Annotated in this window: 14 protein-coding genes and 1 tRNA gene; 8 read left to right on the forward strand and 7 right to left on the reverse strand. The window is 72.5% G+C overall.

The genetic code is table 11. The features are described from left to right. Positions 1-151 precede the first annotated feature (151 nt). The 7 genes from murI (at position 152) to AB0G16_RS00720 (ending at position 6212) form a co-directional block, all read left to right on the forward strand. Positions 152-973 carry a glutamate racemase gene (murI, locus tag AB0G16_RS00690; protein ID WP_362796984.1) on the forward strand — a complete coding sequence of 274 codons (822 nt, stop codon included), beginning with the start codon at positions 152-154 and terminating at the stop codon, positions 971-973. A gap of 124 nt (positions 974-1097) precedes the next feature. Beyond that, complete coding sequence (locus AB0G16_RS00695) at positions 1098-1850, forward strand: MBL fold metallo-hydrolase (RefSeq protein WP_362796985.1); 753 nt, start codon at positions 1098-1100, stop codon at positions 1848-1850. Positions 1851-1855: 5 nt separating this feature from the next. Beyond that, on the forward strand, positions 1856-2572 hold the full coding sequence (gene rph, locus AB0G16_RS00700; protein ID WP_362796986.1) for a ribonuclease PH: 717 nt from the start codon (positions 1856-1858) through the stop codon (positions 2570-2572). Beyond that, on the forward strand, positions 2530-3219 hold the full coding sequence (gene rdgB, locus AB0G16_RS00705) for an RdgB/HAM1 family non-canonical purine NTP pyrophosphatase (protein ID WP_362796987.1): 690 nt from the start codon (positions 2530-2532) through the stop codon (positions 3217-3219). The genes rph and rdgB overlap by 43 nt, the downstream gene beginning before the upstream one ends. Before the next feature lie 47 nt (positions 3220-3266). After that, positions 3267-4997 (forward strand): molybdopterin-dependent oxidoreductase, encoded by a 1731-nt coding sequence (locus AB0G16_RS00710; protein ID WP_362796988.1) that lies wholly within the window; start codon positions 3267-3269, stop codon positions 4995-4997. Positions 4998-5196: 199 nt separating this feature from the next. Beyond that, complete coding sequence (locus AB0G16_RS00715; RefSeq protein WP_362796989.1) at positions 5197-5946, forward strand: toxin glutamine deamidase domain-containing protein; 750 nt, start codon at positions 5197-5199, stop codon at positions 5944-5946. Then, positions 5943-6212: a hypothetical protein gene (locus AB0G16_RS00720; RefSeq protein WP_362796990.1), complete on the forward strand. Its 270-nt coding sequence runs from the start codon at positions 5943-5945 to the stop codon at positions 6210-6212. The genes AB0G16_RS00715 and AB0G16_RS00720 overlap by 4 nt, the downstream gene beginning before the upstream one ends. Positions 6213-6314: 102 nt before the next feature. Here AB0G16_RS00720 and AB0G16_RS00725 read toward each other — a convergent pair whose 3' ends face one another. The 6 genes from AB0G16_RS00725 to bcp form a co-directional block, all read right to left on the reverse strand. Beyond that, the gene (locus tag AB0G16_RS00725; RefSeq protein ID WP_362796991.1) at positions 6315-8825 is read right to left on the reverse strand and encodes an FtsX-like permease family protein; all 2511 of its coding nucleotides are present in this window, start codon (positions 8823-8825) and stop codon (positions 6315-6317) included. 1 nt (position 8826) lies between these two features. Next, positions 8827-9597 (reverse strand): ABC transporter ATP-binding protein, encoded by a 771-nt coding sequence (locus AB0G16_RS00730; protein WP_362796992.1) that lies wholly within the window; start codon positions 9595-9597, stop codon positions 8827-8829. Between the two features lie 198 nt (positions 9598-9795). Then, positions 9796-10470, reverse strand: a complete 675-nt coding sequence (locus AB0G16_RS00735) for a response regulator transcription factor (RefSeq protein WP_362797135.1) — start codon at positions 10468-10470, stop codon at positions 9796-9798. Positions 10471-10531: 61 nt separating this feature from the next. After that, the gene (locus AB0G16_RS00740; RefSeq protein WP_362796993.1) at positions 10532-11728 is read right to left on the reverse strand and encodes a sensor histidine kinase; all 1197 of its coding nucleotides are present in this window, start codon (positions 11726-11728) and stop codon (positions 10532-10534) included. Between the two features lie 419 nt (positions 11729-12147). Next, positions 12148-12220 (reverse strand) — tRNA-Leu (locus tag AB0G16_RS00745). A gap of 473 nt (positions 12221-12693) precedes the next feature. Next, positions 12694-13158, reverse strand: a complete 465-nt coding sequence (gene bcp, locus AB0G16_RS00750; RefSeq protein ID WP_362796994.1) for a thioredoxin-dependent thiol peroxidase — start codon at positions 13156-13158, stop codon at positions 12694-12696. Between the two features lie 111 nt (positions 13159-13269). On the opposite strand from bcp, the gene AB0G16_RS00755 reads away from it, so the two are divergent. Beyond that, complete coding sequence (locus tag AB0G16_RS00755; protein ID WP_362796995.1) at positions 13270-13602, forward strand: DUF3618 domain-containing protein; 333 nt, start codon at positions 13270-13272, stop codon at positions 13600-13602. A gap of 149 nt (positions 13603-13751) precedes the next feature. On the opposite strand, the gene AB0G16_RS00760 is transcribed toward AB0G16_RS00755, so the two are convergent. Continuing rightward, complete coding sequence (locus tag AB0G16_RS00760) at positions 13752-14945, reverse strand: amino acid deaminase/aldolase (RefSeq protein ID WP_362796996.1); 1194 nt, start codon at positions 14943-14945, stop codon at positions 13752-13754. Positions 14946-14953: the final 8 nt, after the last annotated feature.

Raw genomic sequence — 14953 nt, forward strand, 5'->3', positions numbered from 1 at the left:
CCCGCCGGGACCGACGGAACGGGCGGGACGGGAGCGCCCCGTGAGGCCGCCGACGAAAGATGTCATGGAAAGTACACATCTCGGCTGGTATTCGGCGTTGTGAGGATTCTTACCGTGATCGATCCTCCCAGGTCGCCTAGCCTTGGGAACTGTGTCGCAAGCGAGTATCGGAATCTTTGACAGCGGTGTCGGCGGGCTGACGGTCGCTCGGGCGATCATCGATCAGTTGCCCAACGAGTCGATCTTCTATGTGGCCGACACGGCCCGGCAGCCGTACGGCCCCAAAAGCATCGCGCAGGTCCGCGCCTACGCGCTGGAGGTGATGGACCACCTCGTCGAGCACGACGTGAAGATGCTGGTGATCGCGTGCAACAGCGCCAGCGCCGCGGTGCTCCGGGACGCCCGGGAGCGCTACGACGTGCCGGTGGTCGAGGTGATCCAGCCGGCGACCCGTCGTGCCGTACGGGCGACCCGCAACGGCAGGGTCGGGGTCATCGGGACCAGGGCCACCATCGAGTCGATGGCCTACCACGACGCCTTCGCCGCGGCTCCCGACGTCCGGCTGACCGGGGTGGCGGCGCCGCGCCTGGTGGAGTTCGTCGAGCGTGGGGAGACGATGAGCGAGGAGCTCATCGGCGTCATCCGCGACTACCTGAAGCCGGTGCTCGCCGACCGGTGCGACACGCTGATCCTGGGATGCACGCACTACCCGCTGCTCACCGGGCCGATCTCCTACGTGGTGGGGGACGGGGTGACGCTGGTGTCCAGCGCCGACGAGACGGCCAAGGACGTGTACCGCATCCTGCACGACCGGGGTCTGGCCGCCGTAGGGGGCGTGCCCAGGCACCGTTTCCGCGCCACCGGTGACGCGGGCCTCTTCGCCGACCTCGGCCGCCGGTTCCTCGGACCGGAGATCCAGGCGGTCGAGGCGGCGACTGTAGGGGATGTTCCGAGTAACGGGCATCGCGCGTGAGGGTGTCCCGGCGCTCCGTAGGGGGAGCGCCGGGGCCTGGCGGACGAAGGGGGGCGGGCGGGCACCGGCCACCGGCGCCCGCGCCGTGACGCGCGGCACCGCAACCTGACCGTAGGAGGCCGCCATGAAACTGACGATCATCGGGTGCTCGGGGAGTTTCCCCGGCCCGGACAGCCCTTCCTCCTGCTATCTGCTGGAGGCCGAGGGGTTCCGCATGCTGCTCGACTTCGGGAACGGCGCCCTCGGCGCCCTCCAGAGGCACATAGGACTGTACGACGTGGACGCGATCTGCCTGTCGCACCTGCACGCCGACCACTGCCTGGACATGTGCCCGTACCACGTGGTGCGCACCTATTCGCCCCACGGCCCGCTGCCCCGGATCCCGGTGTACGCGCCGGCCGACGCGCGCCGTCGCCTGAACTCGGCCTACGCGATGCCGGACGAGCCGCCGCTCGACACCGCCTTCGACTTCGTGGGCCTGACGTCCGGCGTCTTCCGGGCGGGCCCGTTCGAGGTGACGGCCGCGCTGATGAACCACCCCGTGGAGACCTACGGGTTCAGGGTCTCCTACGGGGGGAGATCGGTGGTCTACTCCGGTGACACCGGCGAGAGCCCCGAGCTCGTCACGCTCGCCTCCGGCGCCGACGTGCTCCTGTGCGAGGCCTCCCACCTCGACCGGCCCGGCCTTCCCACCGGGCTGCACCTGAACGGCCGCCAGGCCGCCGAGCACGCGGCCAAGGCGGACGTGGAGACCCTGGTCCTGACCCACCTGGTGCCCTGGAACGACCGCGACCGCGTCCTTGAGGACGCCTCGCGCGGGGGCTTCGGCGGGCGCATGGAACTGGCGCGGAGCGGGGCCCGGTATGACCTAGGGTGAACGGCATGGCCCGTGCAGATGGACGTTCTCCCGATCAGCTCCGCCCCGTCACGATCACCCGCGGCTGGCTCGCCCACGCCGAGGGCTCGGTGCTCGTCGAGTTCGGCGGCACCAAGGTGCTCTGTGCCGCCTCCGTGCAGGACAGCGTGCCGCGCTGGCGCCGGGGCAGCGGTCAGGGCTGGATCACCGCCGAGTACGCCATGCTGCCGCGTGCCACCAACACCCGCAACGACCGCGAGTCGGTCCGCGGCAAGATCGGCGGGCGGACGCACGAGATCTCCCGCCTGATCGGCCGCTCCCTGAGGGCCTGCGTCGACTACAAGACGCTCGGCGAGAACTCGATCGTCATCGACTGCGACGTGCTCCAGGCCGACGGCGGCACCCGCACCGCCGCCATCACCGGAGCGTACGTGGCGCTGGCCGACGCGGTCGCGTGGATGCGCAAGAAGAAGATGTGCGGTGGCGACCCGCTGATCGACTCGGTCGCGGCCGTGTCCGTGGGCGTGGTCGGCTCGACCCCGCTGCTCGACCTCTGCTACACCGAGGACGTCGCCGCCGAGACCGACATGAACGTGGTGATGACCGGCTCCGGCGAGTTCGTCGAGGTCCAGGGCACCGCCGAGGGCAAGCCGTTCGACCGGGCCGCCCTGGACGAGCTGCTCGACCTGGGCGTCGCCGGATGCGCCGAGCTCACCCGCCTGCAGCGGGAGGCGCTGGCGTGAGCGCACCCAGGGTGGTGCTCGCCACCCGCAACGCCGGGAAGATCGCCGAGCTCCGCCGGATCCTGGCCGACGCCTCGGTCCCGGTCGAGATCGTCGGCCTGGAGGAGTTCCCCGAGATCGGCGACGTCGCCGAGACCGGCCTGACCTTCGCGGAGAACGCGCTGCTCAAGGCGCACGCCGTCGCCCGGCAGTCCGGGCTCCCGGCGATCGCCGACGACTCGGGCCTCTGCGTGGACGCGCTGAACGGCATGCCGGGCATCTTCTCCGCCCGCTGGTCGGGCAGGCACGGCGACGACCCGGCCAACCTGGCCCTGCTGCTCGCGCAGGTCTCCGACGTTCCCGGCGGCCATCGGGGCGCGCACTTCGCGTGCGCCGCCGCCCTGGCGCTGCCGTCGGGGCACGAGCGGGTCACCGAGGGCGCGCTGCACGGCGTGATCGTCGACGCCCCGCGCGGCACGAACGGCTTCGGCTACGACCCGATCTTCGTCCCGGAAGGGGAGAGCCGGACCACCGCCGAGCTGTCCGCCGCCGAGAAGGACGCCATCAGCCACCGGGGCCGCGCCTTCCGCGCGCTCGTCCCGATCCTGGCCGAGGAGATCGTCCGACCCGCTGGTCGAGACCGGGGAGATCATCCGCCCCGTACGTAATCGGGGCGTAAGAACCGGCGGTCCCGCGAGGGCGTAGCGTCGGGGGTATGCAGAGCAACGGGCGCATGCCCTCGTGGGCCGCGGCGCTGATCGGCCTGGTCTCCGGCGTCGTGGCGGTGGGGTTCTCCCTCCTCGTCGCGGGCCTGATGAACCCCTCCACCTTCCCGGTCGTCGCGGTCGGAGACTCCGCCGTCGACCTCAGCCCGGCGCCGCTCAAGGAATGGGCGATCCGCACGTTCGGCGAGAGCGACAAGGTGGTCCTCGTCGGGGGCATCCTGGTGGTGATGGCCGTCCTCGCCGCACTGCTGGGCATGGCCGCCGTCCGCGACCTCCGGTACGGGATGGCGGGCTTGGCCGCGTTCGGCCTGCTCGGCGTCGCCGCCGTGCTGACCCGTCCCGGCGCGGGTGTGACCGACCTGCTGCCCACGCTGCTCGGCGTCGGCGCCGGCGTGTTCGCCCTGCGACGGCTCGTCCGCCGCGCCCTGGTGCCCGCCGACGAGCTCCCCGGCGTTCACCACACCCTGCGGGAGAGCCCGCCCGCGCCCCGACCGGAGCCCTCCCCGGCCCTGCGGGCCACCGCGACGGCTTCCACCACGGAGACCCTGCCGGAGACCCTGCCGGATACCGGGGACCGGTCCGGCGTCCCGACCCCGCAGGTCACGGGTGCGGCCGTCCCGCCCGTCATGCGGGCCGGGGACGACCTGCGCGCGTTCGACCGCCGCGGCCTGCTGACCGGCGCACTCGGCGGCGTCGCCGTCGCCGGGGTGGCCGGCGTCACCGGCCACCTGTTCTCCGGCCGGGCCAACGTGACCGCGGCGCGGAGAGGCGTCACGCTCCCCAGGCCCGCCACGCCCCTCGCCCCGCTCCCGGCGGGCACCGACCTGAGGATCAGGGGCCTGGCACCGTTCGTCACCCCGAACGACGACTTCTACCGCGTGGACACCGCCCTGGTCGTCCCCCAGGTGGACCCGCGGGACTGGACCCTCACGATCCACGGCATGGTCGACCGGCCCGTCGAGCTCACCTTCGCCGACCTGATGAAGCGCACCGTCACCGAGGCCGACGTCACGCTGTGCTGCGTCTCCAACGAGGTCGGCGGCCCCTACATCGGCAACGCCCGCTGGCTGGGCGTCAGCCTCGCCGGGGTGCTGCGCGACGCGGGCGTCCAGAAGGGGGCGGACATGCTGCTCAGCACGTCGGCCGACGGCTGGACCGCCGGGACCCCGGCCGACGTCGTCATGGACGGCCGCGACTCCCTGCTGGCCTTCGCCATGAACGGCGAGGCGCTCCCCGTCGACCACGGCTTCCCGGTCCGCCAGGTCGTCCCGGGCCTGTACGGCTACGTCTCGGCCACCAAGTGGGTCACCGAGATCAAGGTCACCCGCTTCGACCGGGACGAGGGCTACTGGACGCCCCGGGGCTGGTCCGCCCGGGGGCCGATCAAGACCCAGTCCCGCATCGACCTGCCCGCGAGCGGTTCGTCCGTGCCGGCCGGGCGGACCCCCGTCGCGGGCGTCGCCTGGGCCCAGCACAAGGGCATCGACGCCGTCGAGGTGCGTGTCGACGGAGGGCCGTGGCGCCAGGCCCGCCTCGCCGAGGCCCCCACCGCCGACACCTGGCGCCAGTGGGTCCTCGACGACTGGGACGCCACCCCCGGCAGCCACACCGTCGAGGTCCGCGCCACCGACGCCACCGGCTACACCCAGACCGCAGAACAGGCCCCCATCACCCCGGACGGCGCCACCGGCTGGCACACCGTCCGGGTGGAGGTCACCTGACCGAGGGCCCCGCCCCGACCGTGGTGAGCCGGTGCGGACCCGTCCGGGTGACACCGAAGAGGCGGTCCCGGAGAGGAACCTGGTCCTCCGTTGTCCCACGCCGCGCCGGAGGCGTGGCCTGTAAATGGTCAACTCCTCGTCGGCGCGACGGGCCCCGTCCTACGATCTGGCTCGCAGATGAGCGGGTGACGGGGGAGCCGTGAACGAGTGGAGTGTGCCCGCGGGGGTCTACAACCCCGTGGTGACCGCGGACGGGCAGCGGTGGCGGGACTTCGAGCTGGAGATCCAGGTGTCGGCCGTGGTGGCGGCGCCGAGGGAGCGCGAGCCGATGCGCTGGGGGCCGGCGCGGCTGGACCAGTGCCGGCCGTACGGGCTGGCGGGCGGGCTGGCCAGGCCAGACCCGCAGACCGAGGAGGACATGCTCAAGGCCGTCCCGGCCGGCGAGCAGGGCGCCCCGCGCCGCTTCCCCGACCCGCGCGGCATGTGGATCAGGCTGATCAACGGGAGCGGCTCCGGCGACGACCCGTTCCGCGCCACCAACGCGATCGACTGCGCCCTGTCGGTGCTCTCGACCTGGTACGGCGTCCCCGCGGTGGCCGCGCCCCGGCGTCCCGAGTACGACCGCGTCGGCAAGCCGCTGCTCGGCGGGGAGGCCGGGGGAGTGGCCCGGGCCGAACGCTGGCTGGGCCAGCGCTTCCAGTACGTGGGGCAGGGACGCCACTCCTACATCCCGGTCGCGCAGGCGTTGCTCGCCGGGGGGCACGGCTCGGCCGCGCTGATCGTCAACCGCTGGCCGGCCGGGGGCAGCCACGCGTGGAACGCGGTGAACTTCGACGGCGAGGTCATCTGGATCGACGCGCAGCGGGGGCACATGGCGGTGGAGCCGCTGTACGAGTCGGTGACCGGCGTGTTCTGCATCGTGATCGACAGGGAGGGGCGGCGGCTGTGAACCCGGAGCAGGCCAGGGCGGTGGCGGAGGAGTACTTCAGCGGGGTCCGCGGCGCGGGCGCCAACTCCGACATCCGGATCTACGCCTTCACGGAGGGCTACGTCGCCTGGGCGAACGAGCCGGAGCCGGACGATCCCGGCGTGCTGCCCGACACCGTCGGCGCCGGGTGCGTGGTCATCGACAAGGCCACCGGCGAGATCGTCATCCGGCCGCTGCTCAACCCCGAGACGGTGGCCGAGCTGTGGCCGGGACGCCGCCCCCGATAGGAGACGTCCCGGCCCCACCCGCCTGTCACCCCGCCCGCCGGTCTCCCGGCTCACGTCCGGCTCACACCCGGTTCCGCCGGGAGGTGCCGGACCGGCCCGGGGTCAGCCGCTCGCGAGCGAGCCCACCACCGAGGCGCGGGCCGCGCGCCGGGCGGGCAGCACCGCGGCCACCACCCCGGCCAGCCCGGACAGCGCCACGAACGCCAGGATCTGCCACACCGGAAGCCGGAACAGGACGTCCTCGGTCATCGTCTGCGCCGCGGCCCAGCCGAACACGACGCCCAGCACCACGCCCACCAGCGCCCCGATCAGGCCCAGGACCAGCGCCTCGACCGAGAGCATCCGCCGCAGCTGCGGCCGGGTCAGGCCGAGCGCCCGCAGCAGCGCCGACTCGCGGGTGCGTTCGTGCACCGAGAGCGAGAGCGTGTTCGCGATGCCCAGCAGGGAGATGAGCACCGCCAGGCCCAGCAGGCCCGTGATGATCATCAGCATCATGTCGAGCGTCTCGTCGAACTCGCCCCGCACCTCCGTCGAGCTGATCACCTTCGCCGTCGGGTACGCCTTGGTGGCCGCCTCGACCACCGCCAGCGCCGTGTCGGGGTTCACGCCGTCCCGGTGGTTGACCATCACCCGGGCGTCGTCGACCCCCGGGAAGTAGCGGTCGAACTCCCCGGCCGGCACCGTCACCTCGAACAGGTTCGACTCCGTGCCGGACACGCCCGCGATCGTCAGGGCGACCGGACCGGCCTCCTTCGTCCGTACGGTGATCCGGCCTCCGACGCCGGCCTTGAGGTCCTTGGCGATATGGGCGGCGACGAGCGCGGTCCCCGGTGCGAGCCGGTCGATCGAGCCCGCGTCGAGCTTCGGGGCGAACCCCGGGGCCGGGGTGAACGTCCCCACCTGGTACGTGCCGTCCCTGGACTCCAGGGGGGCGGTGGTCGAGCGGAACGCGACGACCGAGGCGAACTCCGGCCGGACGCGCAGCTCCTCGGCGATCGAGCGGGGCAGGACCGAGTCGCGTCCCTGGCTCTGCACCATGTAGTCGACGGGGAACTGCTCGTCGAGCTGCTGGGTGTACGTCGCCCGCACGGTGCCGGTGACGACCGAGATGACCGTCATCAGCGTCACGCCCACGGTGAGCGCCACCGTGGTGGTCGCCGACCGCTTCGGGTTGCGCCGGGAGTTGTCCAGGGCGAGCCTGCCGGGCACGCCGAAGAGCTTGGCCGGGACCCACCCGGCGAAGGCGGAGAGCGGCCTGACGATCACCGGGCCCAGGACCAGCACGCCCAGGAACACGAGCGAGGCACCCGCCATGACCACGAAGAGTGCGGTCTCGCCCGGGTCCATCGTCACCGCCAGCGTCATCACCGCCGCCCCCGCGACCAGCAGCAGCGTCGCGGAGACCGTCCGGAGCACACCGGCCCGGAAGGTCGGTTCCTCGACCTGCGCGCCCAGGGCGGCGACCGGCGCCACCCGTGTCGCCGTCCGGGCGGGCAGCAGGGCCGCGCCGACCGTCACGACCAGGCCGACGACCAGGCCCAGCACGATCGTGCGCGGCGCCAGGGAGGCGCCGGCCGTGGGCAGCGGCGCGTCGACCGCGGCGAGCACGGCCAGTGCCCCCGCGCCCAGGCCGTAGCCGAGCAGCAGGCCCAGTACCGACGAGAGCAGGCCGACCACGACCGACTCCAGCAGGATCGAGCCGAAGACCTGGCGACGGGTGGCGCCGATGCACCGCAGCAGCGCCATCTCCCGGGTCCGCTGCACCACCAGGATGGTGAAGGTGTTGTAGATGACCAGCGCGGCCACGAACATCGCCACCACGCCGAACATCAGCAGCCCCACGGTGAGGATCTCGTTGTTGCCGCCGTTCGTCCTCGCCAGGTCGGCGGCGTACCGCTCGCCGGTCCTGACCTCGTGGCCCTTACCGGCCGCCGCGGCGACCGAGGCGCGCAACGTCTCCTGGGAGACCCCCTCGGCGGCGACGACGTCGACCTCGGCGAATCCCCGCGTCCCGGTCATCTCGCGGGCCGTGGCGGTGGTGTAGCCCACCGCCCCCACGTACCCGATCTCCTGGTCCAGGCCGCCGTCGAACAGGCCCACCAGGGCGAACGTGTGCCGCCTGTCGCCGGCGTCCAGCACGGTGACGGTGTCGCCGACCCGGAAGCCCCGCTTCCTGGCGGTGCCCTCGTCGAGCACGGCCTCCCGCCCGTTCCGCGGGGCCCGCCCCTCGACGACGACGGTACGGTTCAGGTCTCCCTCGGGGAGCGAGATCCCCAGCGTCGGGAAGTCACCGGCGGCCTTGCCGTCCTTGCCGATCAGGGCGGACGTCCCCCGCACCAGACCCTGGGCGTCGGTGACGCCGTCCACGGCGCGGATCCTCCTCAGGGTAGCGTCGGAGACGAGAGCCTCCTCCTCGCCCTTGCCGTCCACGGGGAGGACGGCGACGTCCAGCCGGTCGGCCGCCGCGGAGAACTTCTGGGTGTAGCCCGCGTCGATGGTGTCGGTCAGCACGAACGTGCCCGCGATGAACGCCACGCCCAGCGCGATGGCCAGCGAGGTCAGCGCCAGGCGCAGGCGGTGCGCGCGCAGCCCGGCCAGCGTGGTCCTCAGCACCTCACACCTCCAGCTTCATCAGCGTGTCCAGCACCGACTGCGGCGTCGGCCCGGTCAGCTCGTCGACCAGCAGGCCGTCCCTCAGGAAGATCACCCGGTCGGCGTAGGAGGCGGCCACCGGGTCGTGGGTGACCATCACGATCGTCTGGTCGAGCTCGCGCACCGACGTGCGCAGGAACGACAGCACCTCGGCGCCGCTGCGCGAGTCCAGGTTGCCGGTGGGCTCGTCGGCGAAGATCACCTGTGGCGCGCTGATCAGGGCGCGGGCGACCGCGACGCGCTGCTGCTGCCCGCCCGACAGCTCCGAGGGCCGGTGTCCCAGCCGGTCGCGCAGGCCCACGGTGTCCACCACCCGGTCGAACAGGGCGGGGTCGGCCATCCGGCCGGCGATGTCCAGCGGCAGCCGGATGTTCTGCTCGGCCGTGAGCGTCGGCAGCAGGTTGAACGCCTGGAAGACGAAGCCGATCCGCTCGCGGCGGAGCATGGTGAGCTTCTTGTCGTCGAGCCCGGTGAGCTCCACGTCCCCGATGTGCACCTGCCCGCCGCTCACCGTGTCCAGCCCGGCCAGGCAGTGCATCAGCGTGGACTTGCCCGACCCCGACGGGCCCATGATGGCGGTGAAGGCGCCGGTGAAGAACGTGACGTCCACACCCCGCAGCGCGTGCACGGCGGTGTCCCCCCGGCCGTACACCTTGGTCAGGCCCCTGGCCGTCACGGCCTGTGTCACACCTCTTCGGGTGCCCCGCGCGCCGGCCTCTCCGGTGATGCTCACGTCAACTCTCCTCGACAACGTACGACGTTATGACGCAGGAAACGCTATTGACCCGGAAGGGCCGTTCCATCAGGCATTAGGCCTGACCTGCGGCCGTGCCGAGGGCACCCGGGGGAGGAGCCGCGCCACTTTCGTCGTACCGCCGCATCGGCCGTTCGGCCGAGAGACGCGGGCCGGGCGGGCAGGCCCGGGCCGGGGTCAGTCGGCCGAGTGCGGGGTCACCAGGCCCGACTCGTAGGCGTACACGATCACCTGCGCCCGGTCCCGCAGGTTCAGCTTGGCCAGCACCCGGCCCAGGTGCGTCTTGACCGTCGCCTCCGCCAGCTCCAGCCGGCCGGCGATCTCGGTGTTCGACAGCCCCCTGGCCACCAGCACCAGCACCTCCCGCTCCCGGGCGGTCAGCCCGGCCAGCGCCGCCGGCTCCGCCGTGCCCGCGGCCCCCGCCGACGGGAGATGCACGACGAAACGCTCCAGCAGCCGCCGCGTCGTGCTGGGCGCCACCACCGCGTCCCCGCTGTGCACCGAGCGGATCGCGCTCACCAGGTCCGAGGGGGGCACGTCCTTCAGCAGGAACCCCGACGCGCCCGCCTTCAACGCCGCGAACGCGTAGTCGTCCAGGTCGAAGGTGGTCAGGATCAGCACCCGGGGCCCGTCGGGCACCGAACGGATCAGCCGCGTCGCCTCCACCCCGTCCATGACGGGCATCCGCACGTCCATCAGCACCACGTCGACCTCGACCCTCCTCACCGTCGCCACCGCCTCGGCGCCGTTTCCGGCCTCCGCGACGATCTCGACGTCGGGGTGGGCGCCGAGCACCATCCGGAACCCGGTACGGAGCAGTTCCTGGTCGTCGACGAGCATCACCCGGATGATCTCACCGCTCACCGGGCCGCTCACCCCTCCCCGCCCGCGTCGTCGCGCGGGCCGCGCCCCGTCATGCCGCCCGCTCCGCCCCGGCCCCGCCGATCGGCAGCCGTGCCACCACCCGGAAACCGCCGCCCACCTCGGGCCTCGCCTCGACGCTCCCGCCGAACATCGCCACCCGTTCGCGCATCCCCACCAGGCCGTGCCCGCCCTCGTGCTCCCGCGCCGAGGCGCCTCGGCCGTCGTCGGTCACCCGCAACAGCAGATCCCGCACGCCGTACTCCATCTCGACCGTGGCCCTGCTGACCGGGCCGCCGTGCTTGAGGGTATTGGTGAGCGCCTCCTGCACGATCCGGTAGACCGTGAGCTGCTCCCCCTCGGGGAGCTCCCTGACGGTCCCGGACACCCGCAGGTCCACCGGCAGGCCGGAGGCCCGCACCTGCGACACCAGCTCGTCCAGCTGCGCCAGGCTCGGCTGCGGCGCGTACTCCCCGGGCGCGTCGTCGGCCCGCAGCACGCCGACCATCCGCCGCATCTCCGCCAGCGCCCTGCGCCCGGTGGCCGAGACGGCCTGCATCGCCCGGCGCGCCTGCTCCACGTCGCGGTCGATCGCGTACCCCGCCCCGTCGGCCTGGACGATCATCACGCTGACGTTGTGCGCGACCACGTCGTGCAGCTCGCGGGCGATACGGGCCCGCTCGGCCGCCGCGGCCAGCCTGGCCTGCTGGTCGCGCTCACGTTCGGCCCGTTCGGCCCGCTCCTCCAGCCCCTCCAGGTAGCGGCGCCGGGTGTTGGCGTAGATCCCCGCCATCCAGATCGCGACCGAGAACGCCGACGTGGTCGAGAAGCCGGCCTCGTCCCCGGCCTCCAACGGCGAGACGAACACCAGGAACAGGCCCAGCTCCACCACCAGGCCCGCCGCGACCGCCCAGCGCAACGGGCGCCGCGACGCCACCCCGTACATCGCGACGAGCACGGAGACGTTGAAGAACAGCGGCGGGACACCGAGGAGCCACTGGAGGAAGCAGGTCACCGAAATGATCACGAAGACCGTGAGGGGGCGCCCGCGCAGCCAGAACAGCGGCGCGAACAGCAGGACGCCCAGCCCCGCGAACCACCACGCCTCCAGGCCCGCGGCCTCCCAGGCGGTGGAGCCGGCCCCCACCATCACCATGTTGAGCAGCGAGATCAGCAGGAACGGGACCAGCCAGAGGGCGTCGATGACCCGGGGATGGCGCCCGCTCCAGGCGCGTAGTCTGCCGAACACACCACCACGATACGTACGACCAGATCAGAACCCTTCCCCCTGAGGGGGGAACCGCGTGTACGACCCAGGTCGCACATCCGTCACCGCTTACGCGGGCCTTACGGCCCGTGGGGCACTCTTGTTTCCGGGAGCACCCTCCGGGGTGGGTAAAGGGAGCAGTTTGTGGTGATCAGTCACAACGACGACAGGTCACGCGGTCGCGAAGAACGGGCCGCGTGACCTTTCGTTTTCTCGCCCCGCGAGGGAAACTCCCGCGGGCGCCCGAGGAACGATCCCTCATCCGGGGTTCTGCGCTGTCGCGCCGTTCCACCGAGAACGCGAGGCCGAACGGCAGGGGTGCGGCGGTGTCGAGGCGTGGGGTCCGGCCTCGTGCCGGTGAGGCGGCGACGATTGTCTGCGGGGCCGCCGGGATTTCTCTGTAGGGCCGTCGGGATTCGAACCCGAACTGGCACGGACCTAAACCGTGTGTCTCTGCCGTTGGACTACGGCCCCTGGATCTTCCCGCGAATTTCCCCGCCGTGAACGACGGTCCGGGCGGAGGGAGCGGGAGTTTCTTTTCTTTTGTCGAGCCGGTCGCCATTGACGTGACGGGTGTTCGGCCCCGATTTCCGGCCCCGCCGAACGTGCTCGATCCTACATCCCGTGCGGCCGTACGGCATCCCTATTGTGATCAGGGTGCCTCTGAACTGGGCGGAGTTCGGCGGGGGTGCGGGCCGCCGGGCGAAACCGGGTGTGGCCGGGGACGCCGGCCGCGGCCCCCGAGGGCGCGTTCCAGAGCATTCCCGGCCGTTTCCCGTTTGTTTCAAGGGCGTACGCGTATTTGGCGGCGTGCCCCGGGACCGTGCGGCGGGTGGGGCCATTCCCGGGGCCCGCTCACGTCGTGGCACATGACCCGAACAATCGGGACGACTCGAACGACTCGAATGGCGTGAACGGCGCGGGCGGCGCGGGCGGCGCGGGCAGGGTCAGTCGAGGCCGAGTTCGCGGCGGAGGCGGGCCACGTGCCCGGTCGCCTTCACGTTGTAGAGGGCCTTCTCGACCTTGCCGTCGGCGTCGATGACGAAGGTGGAGCGGATGACCCCCATGGTGGTCCTCCCGTACATGGTCTTCTCGCCGTAGACGTCGTAGGCCCTGTGGACCTCCAGGTCGGGGTCCGACAGGAGCGGGAAGGTCAGGGCGTCGTGCTCGGCGAACTTCGCGAGCTTGGCCGGGGTGTCCTTGGAGACGCCGAGGACGGCGACCCCGGCCGAGGTCAGGGAGTCGAGGCTGTCGCGGAAGTCGCAGGCCTGCTTGGTGCAGCCCGGGGTCATCGCGGCGGGGTAGAAGTAGAGGATGACGCGCCTGCCGCGGTGGGCCTCCAGCGACACGGTGGTGCCGTCGGCGGCGGGAAGCGTGAAGTCCGGGGCGGCGTCGCCCGGCTCGAGTTTCATGGTGTTCCTCCGAGGAAGGGTTCCCGGGTCAACTTACCGGCCTGCCCGAAGTGCCGAGGGTGGACCGGACCTGACAGACTGATCGACGTCGAGGTGTAGGGGAGGATAGCCATGGCGGACACCGATCCCGCGGAGTTGGAACGGCAGATCGAGCGCACGCGCGCGGAGTTGGCCCAGACGGTGGACGCCATCGCGGACCGGGTGAGCCCCAAGCGGGTCGCGGAGCGTGGTGTGGCGAAGGTCAGGGCGAACGCGGAGCATCTGGTCGCGCAGGTCGGCGACCTGGTCGGCGGTGCGGCCGGGCCGAGGCCGGTGCGGGTCGCCGGTGAGCCGGACGACCTGTGGGAGGAGGACCGGCCGGACCTGGCGCCGGTCCTGATCGGGGTGGGCGCGGTGCTGGCGCTCGGCGCGATCGTCATGCTGTGGAGGCGGCGCAACCGGTGACGGGCTCGACCGGCGGTGGCCCTCACCGGTGACGCGACCCGGCCGGTGACGGGACCCGGCCGGTGACGGTGACGGGGCATGACCGGTGACGGGCGCCGCGGTCGGCGGGCGTCACCCGGTGACGAGGGCCACCGGAAGGACCGGCGGGGTCAGAGGAAGGCGTGCCCCTCGCCGCGGTAGGTGGGGACCTCGTCCACGACCCCGTCCTCCTCGATCAGGTGCAGGCTGGTGAAACGCTCGCAGAGCTCACCGGCCTTGGCGTGCCGGAACCAGACCCGGTCGCCGGGGCGCAGGTCCTCGGCGGCCTGCCCGATCAGGGGGGTCTGGACCTCCCCGGCCCCCTCGTCCGGGTCGTAGCGCAATCCGCACGGCAGGTAGGGCTGGGGCAGGCGGTCCTCGCCGGGAGGGCCGGAGGCGGTGTAGCCGCCGCCGAGGACCGTGACCACGCCCGGGGCGGGACGGCGCACCACCGGCAGCGCGAACAGCGCGGCGGGCCTGCCGGTGAAGTTCCGGTAGAAGTCGAACAGGCGGGGATGGAAGAAACCGGAGCCCGCGGTGATCTCGGTGACGGCGCGCTCACGGGTGGTCTTCTCGATGCTGCCGGTGCCGCCGCCGTTGACGAACTCCAGGTCGGTGATCTGGCGTACGGCCTGGACGATCCGGCCCCTCCGGATGATCAGCTCGCGCTGTGAGCGGGCCTGCATCCAGCGGACGGCCCGGGTGCGGGCGGGCCTGCCGGGCAGGTCGTCGCCGACGCCGGCGATCTGCGCCTCGTACGCCATCACGCCCACCAGGCGGAAGCCCGGCCGTTTCGCGATCTCGGTGGCCAGGTCGACGGCCTGGCCGATGTCGCGGACGGGGGAGCGGCGCACGCCGGCCCGGAACCGGCCGCCGAGGGCGAGGTAGCCCGCGTCGACGTCCAGGCAGACCCGGATCTCCTGGCGGTCGCGGACCCCGGAGACGGCGGCCTCGACGAGGTCGAGCTGCTCGGCCCGGTCCACCATGACGGTGATCTCCTGGGCGGCGCGCGGGCCGGCGGCCAGCTCGGCGAGCGCGGCGCGGTCCACGGTGGGGTAGGCGACCAGGACGTCCCGCATCCCGGTGGAGACCAGCCAGAGGGCCTCGGGAAGGGTGAAGGCCATGATCCCGGCGTAGCCGTCCATGGCGAGGATCCGCTCCAGCACGGCCCGGGAACGGACGGACTTGCTGGCGACCCTGATCGGCTTGCCCGCCGCCCGCCGTACCATCGCCGCCGCGTTGGCGCGCAGGGCGGGCAGGTCGACGACGGCGAAGGGGGGATCGAGGTGGGCGGTGACCCGGTCGTAGCGCTGACGGTCGTCCATGTCCGCAG

Origin of the sequence: Streptosporangium sp. NPDC023615, assembly GCF_040640155.1 — a bacterium.
Classification (GTDB): domain Bacteria; phylum Actinomycetota; class Actinomycetes; order Streptosporangiales; family Streptosporangiaceae; genus Streptosporangium.

Excerpts from the sequence above, each read along its gene's own strand:
- AB0G16_RS00695 (WP_362796985.1), top strand. The coding sequence starts at position 1,098 with ATGAAACTGACGATCATCGGGTGCTCGGGGAGTTTCCCCGGCCCGGAC.
- rph (WP_362796986.1), top strand. The coding sequence starts at position 1,856 with ATGGCCCGTGCAGATGGACGTTCTCCCGATCAGCTCCGCCCCGTCACG.
- rdgB (WP_362796987.1), top strand. The coding sequence starts at position 2,530 with ATGCGCCGAGCTCACCCGCCTGCAGCGGGAGGCGCTGGCGTGAGCGCA.
- AB0G16_RS00710 (WP_362796988.1), top strand. The coding sequence starts at position 3,267 with ATGCAGAGCAACGGGCGCATGCCCTCGTGGGCCGCGGCGCTGATCGGC.
- bcp (WP_362796994.1), bottom strand. The coding sequence starts at position 13,158 with ATGAAACTCGAGCCGGGCGACGCCGCCCCGGACTTCACGCTTCCCGCC.
- AB0G16_RS00755 (WP_362796995.1), top strand. The coding sequence starts at position 13,270 with ATGGCGGACACCGATCCCGCGGAGTTGGAACGGCAGATCGAGCGCACG.
- AB0G16_RS00760 (WP_362796996.1), bottom strand. The coding sequence starts at position 14,945 with ATGGACGACCGTCAGCGCTACGACCGGGTCACCGCCCACCTCGATCCC.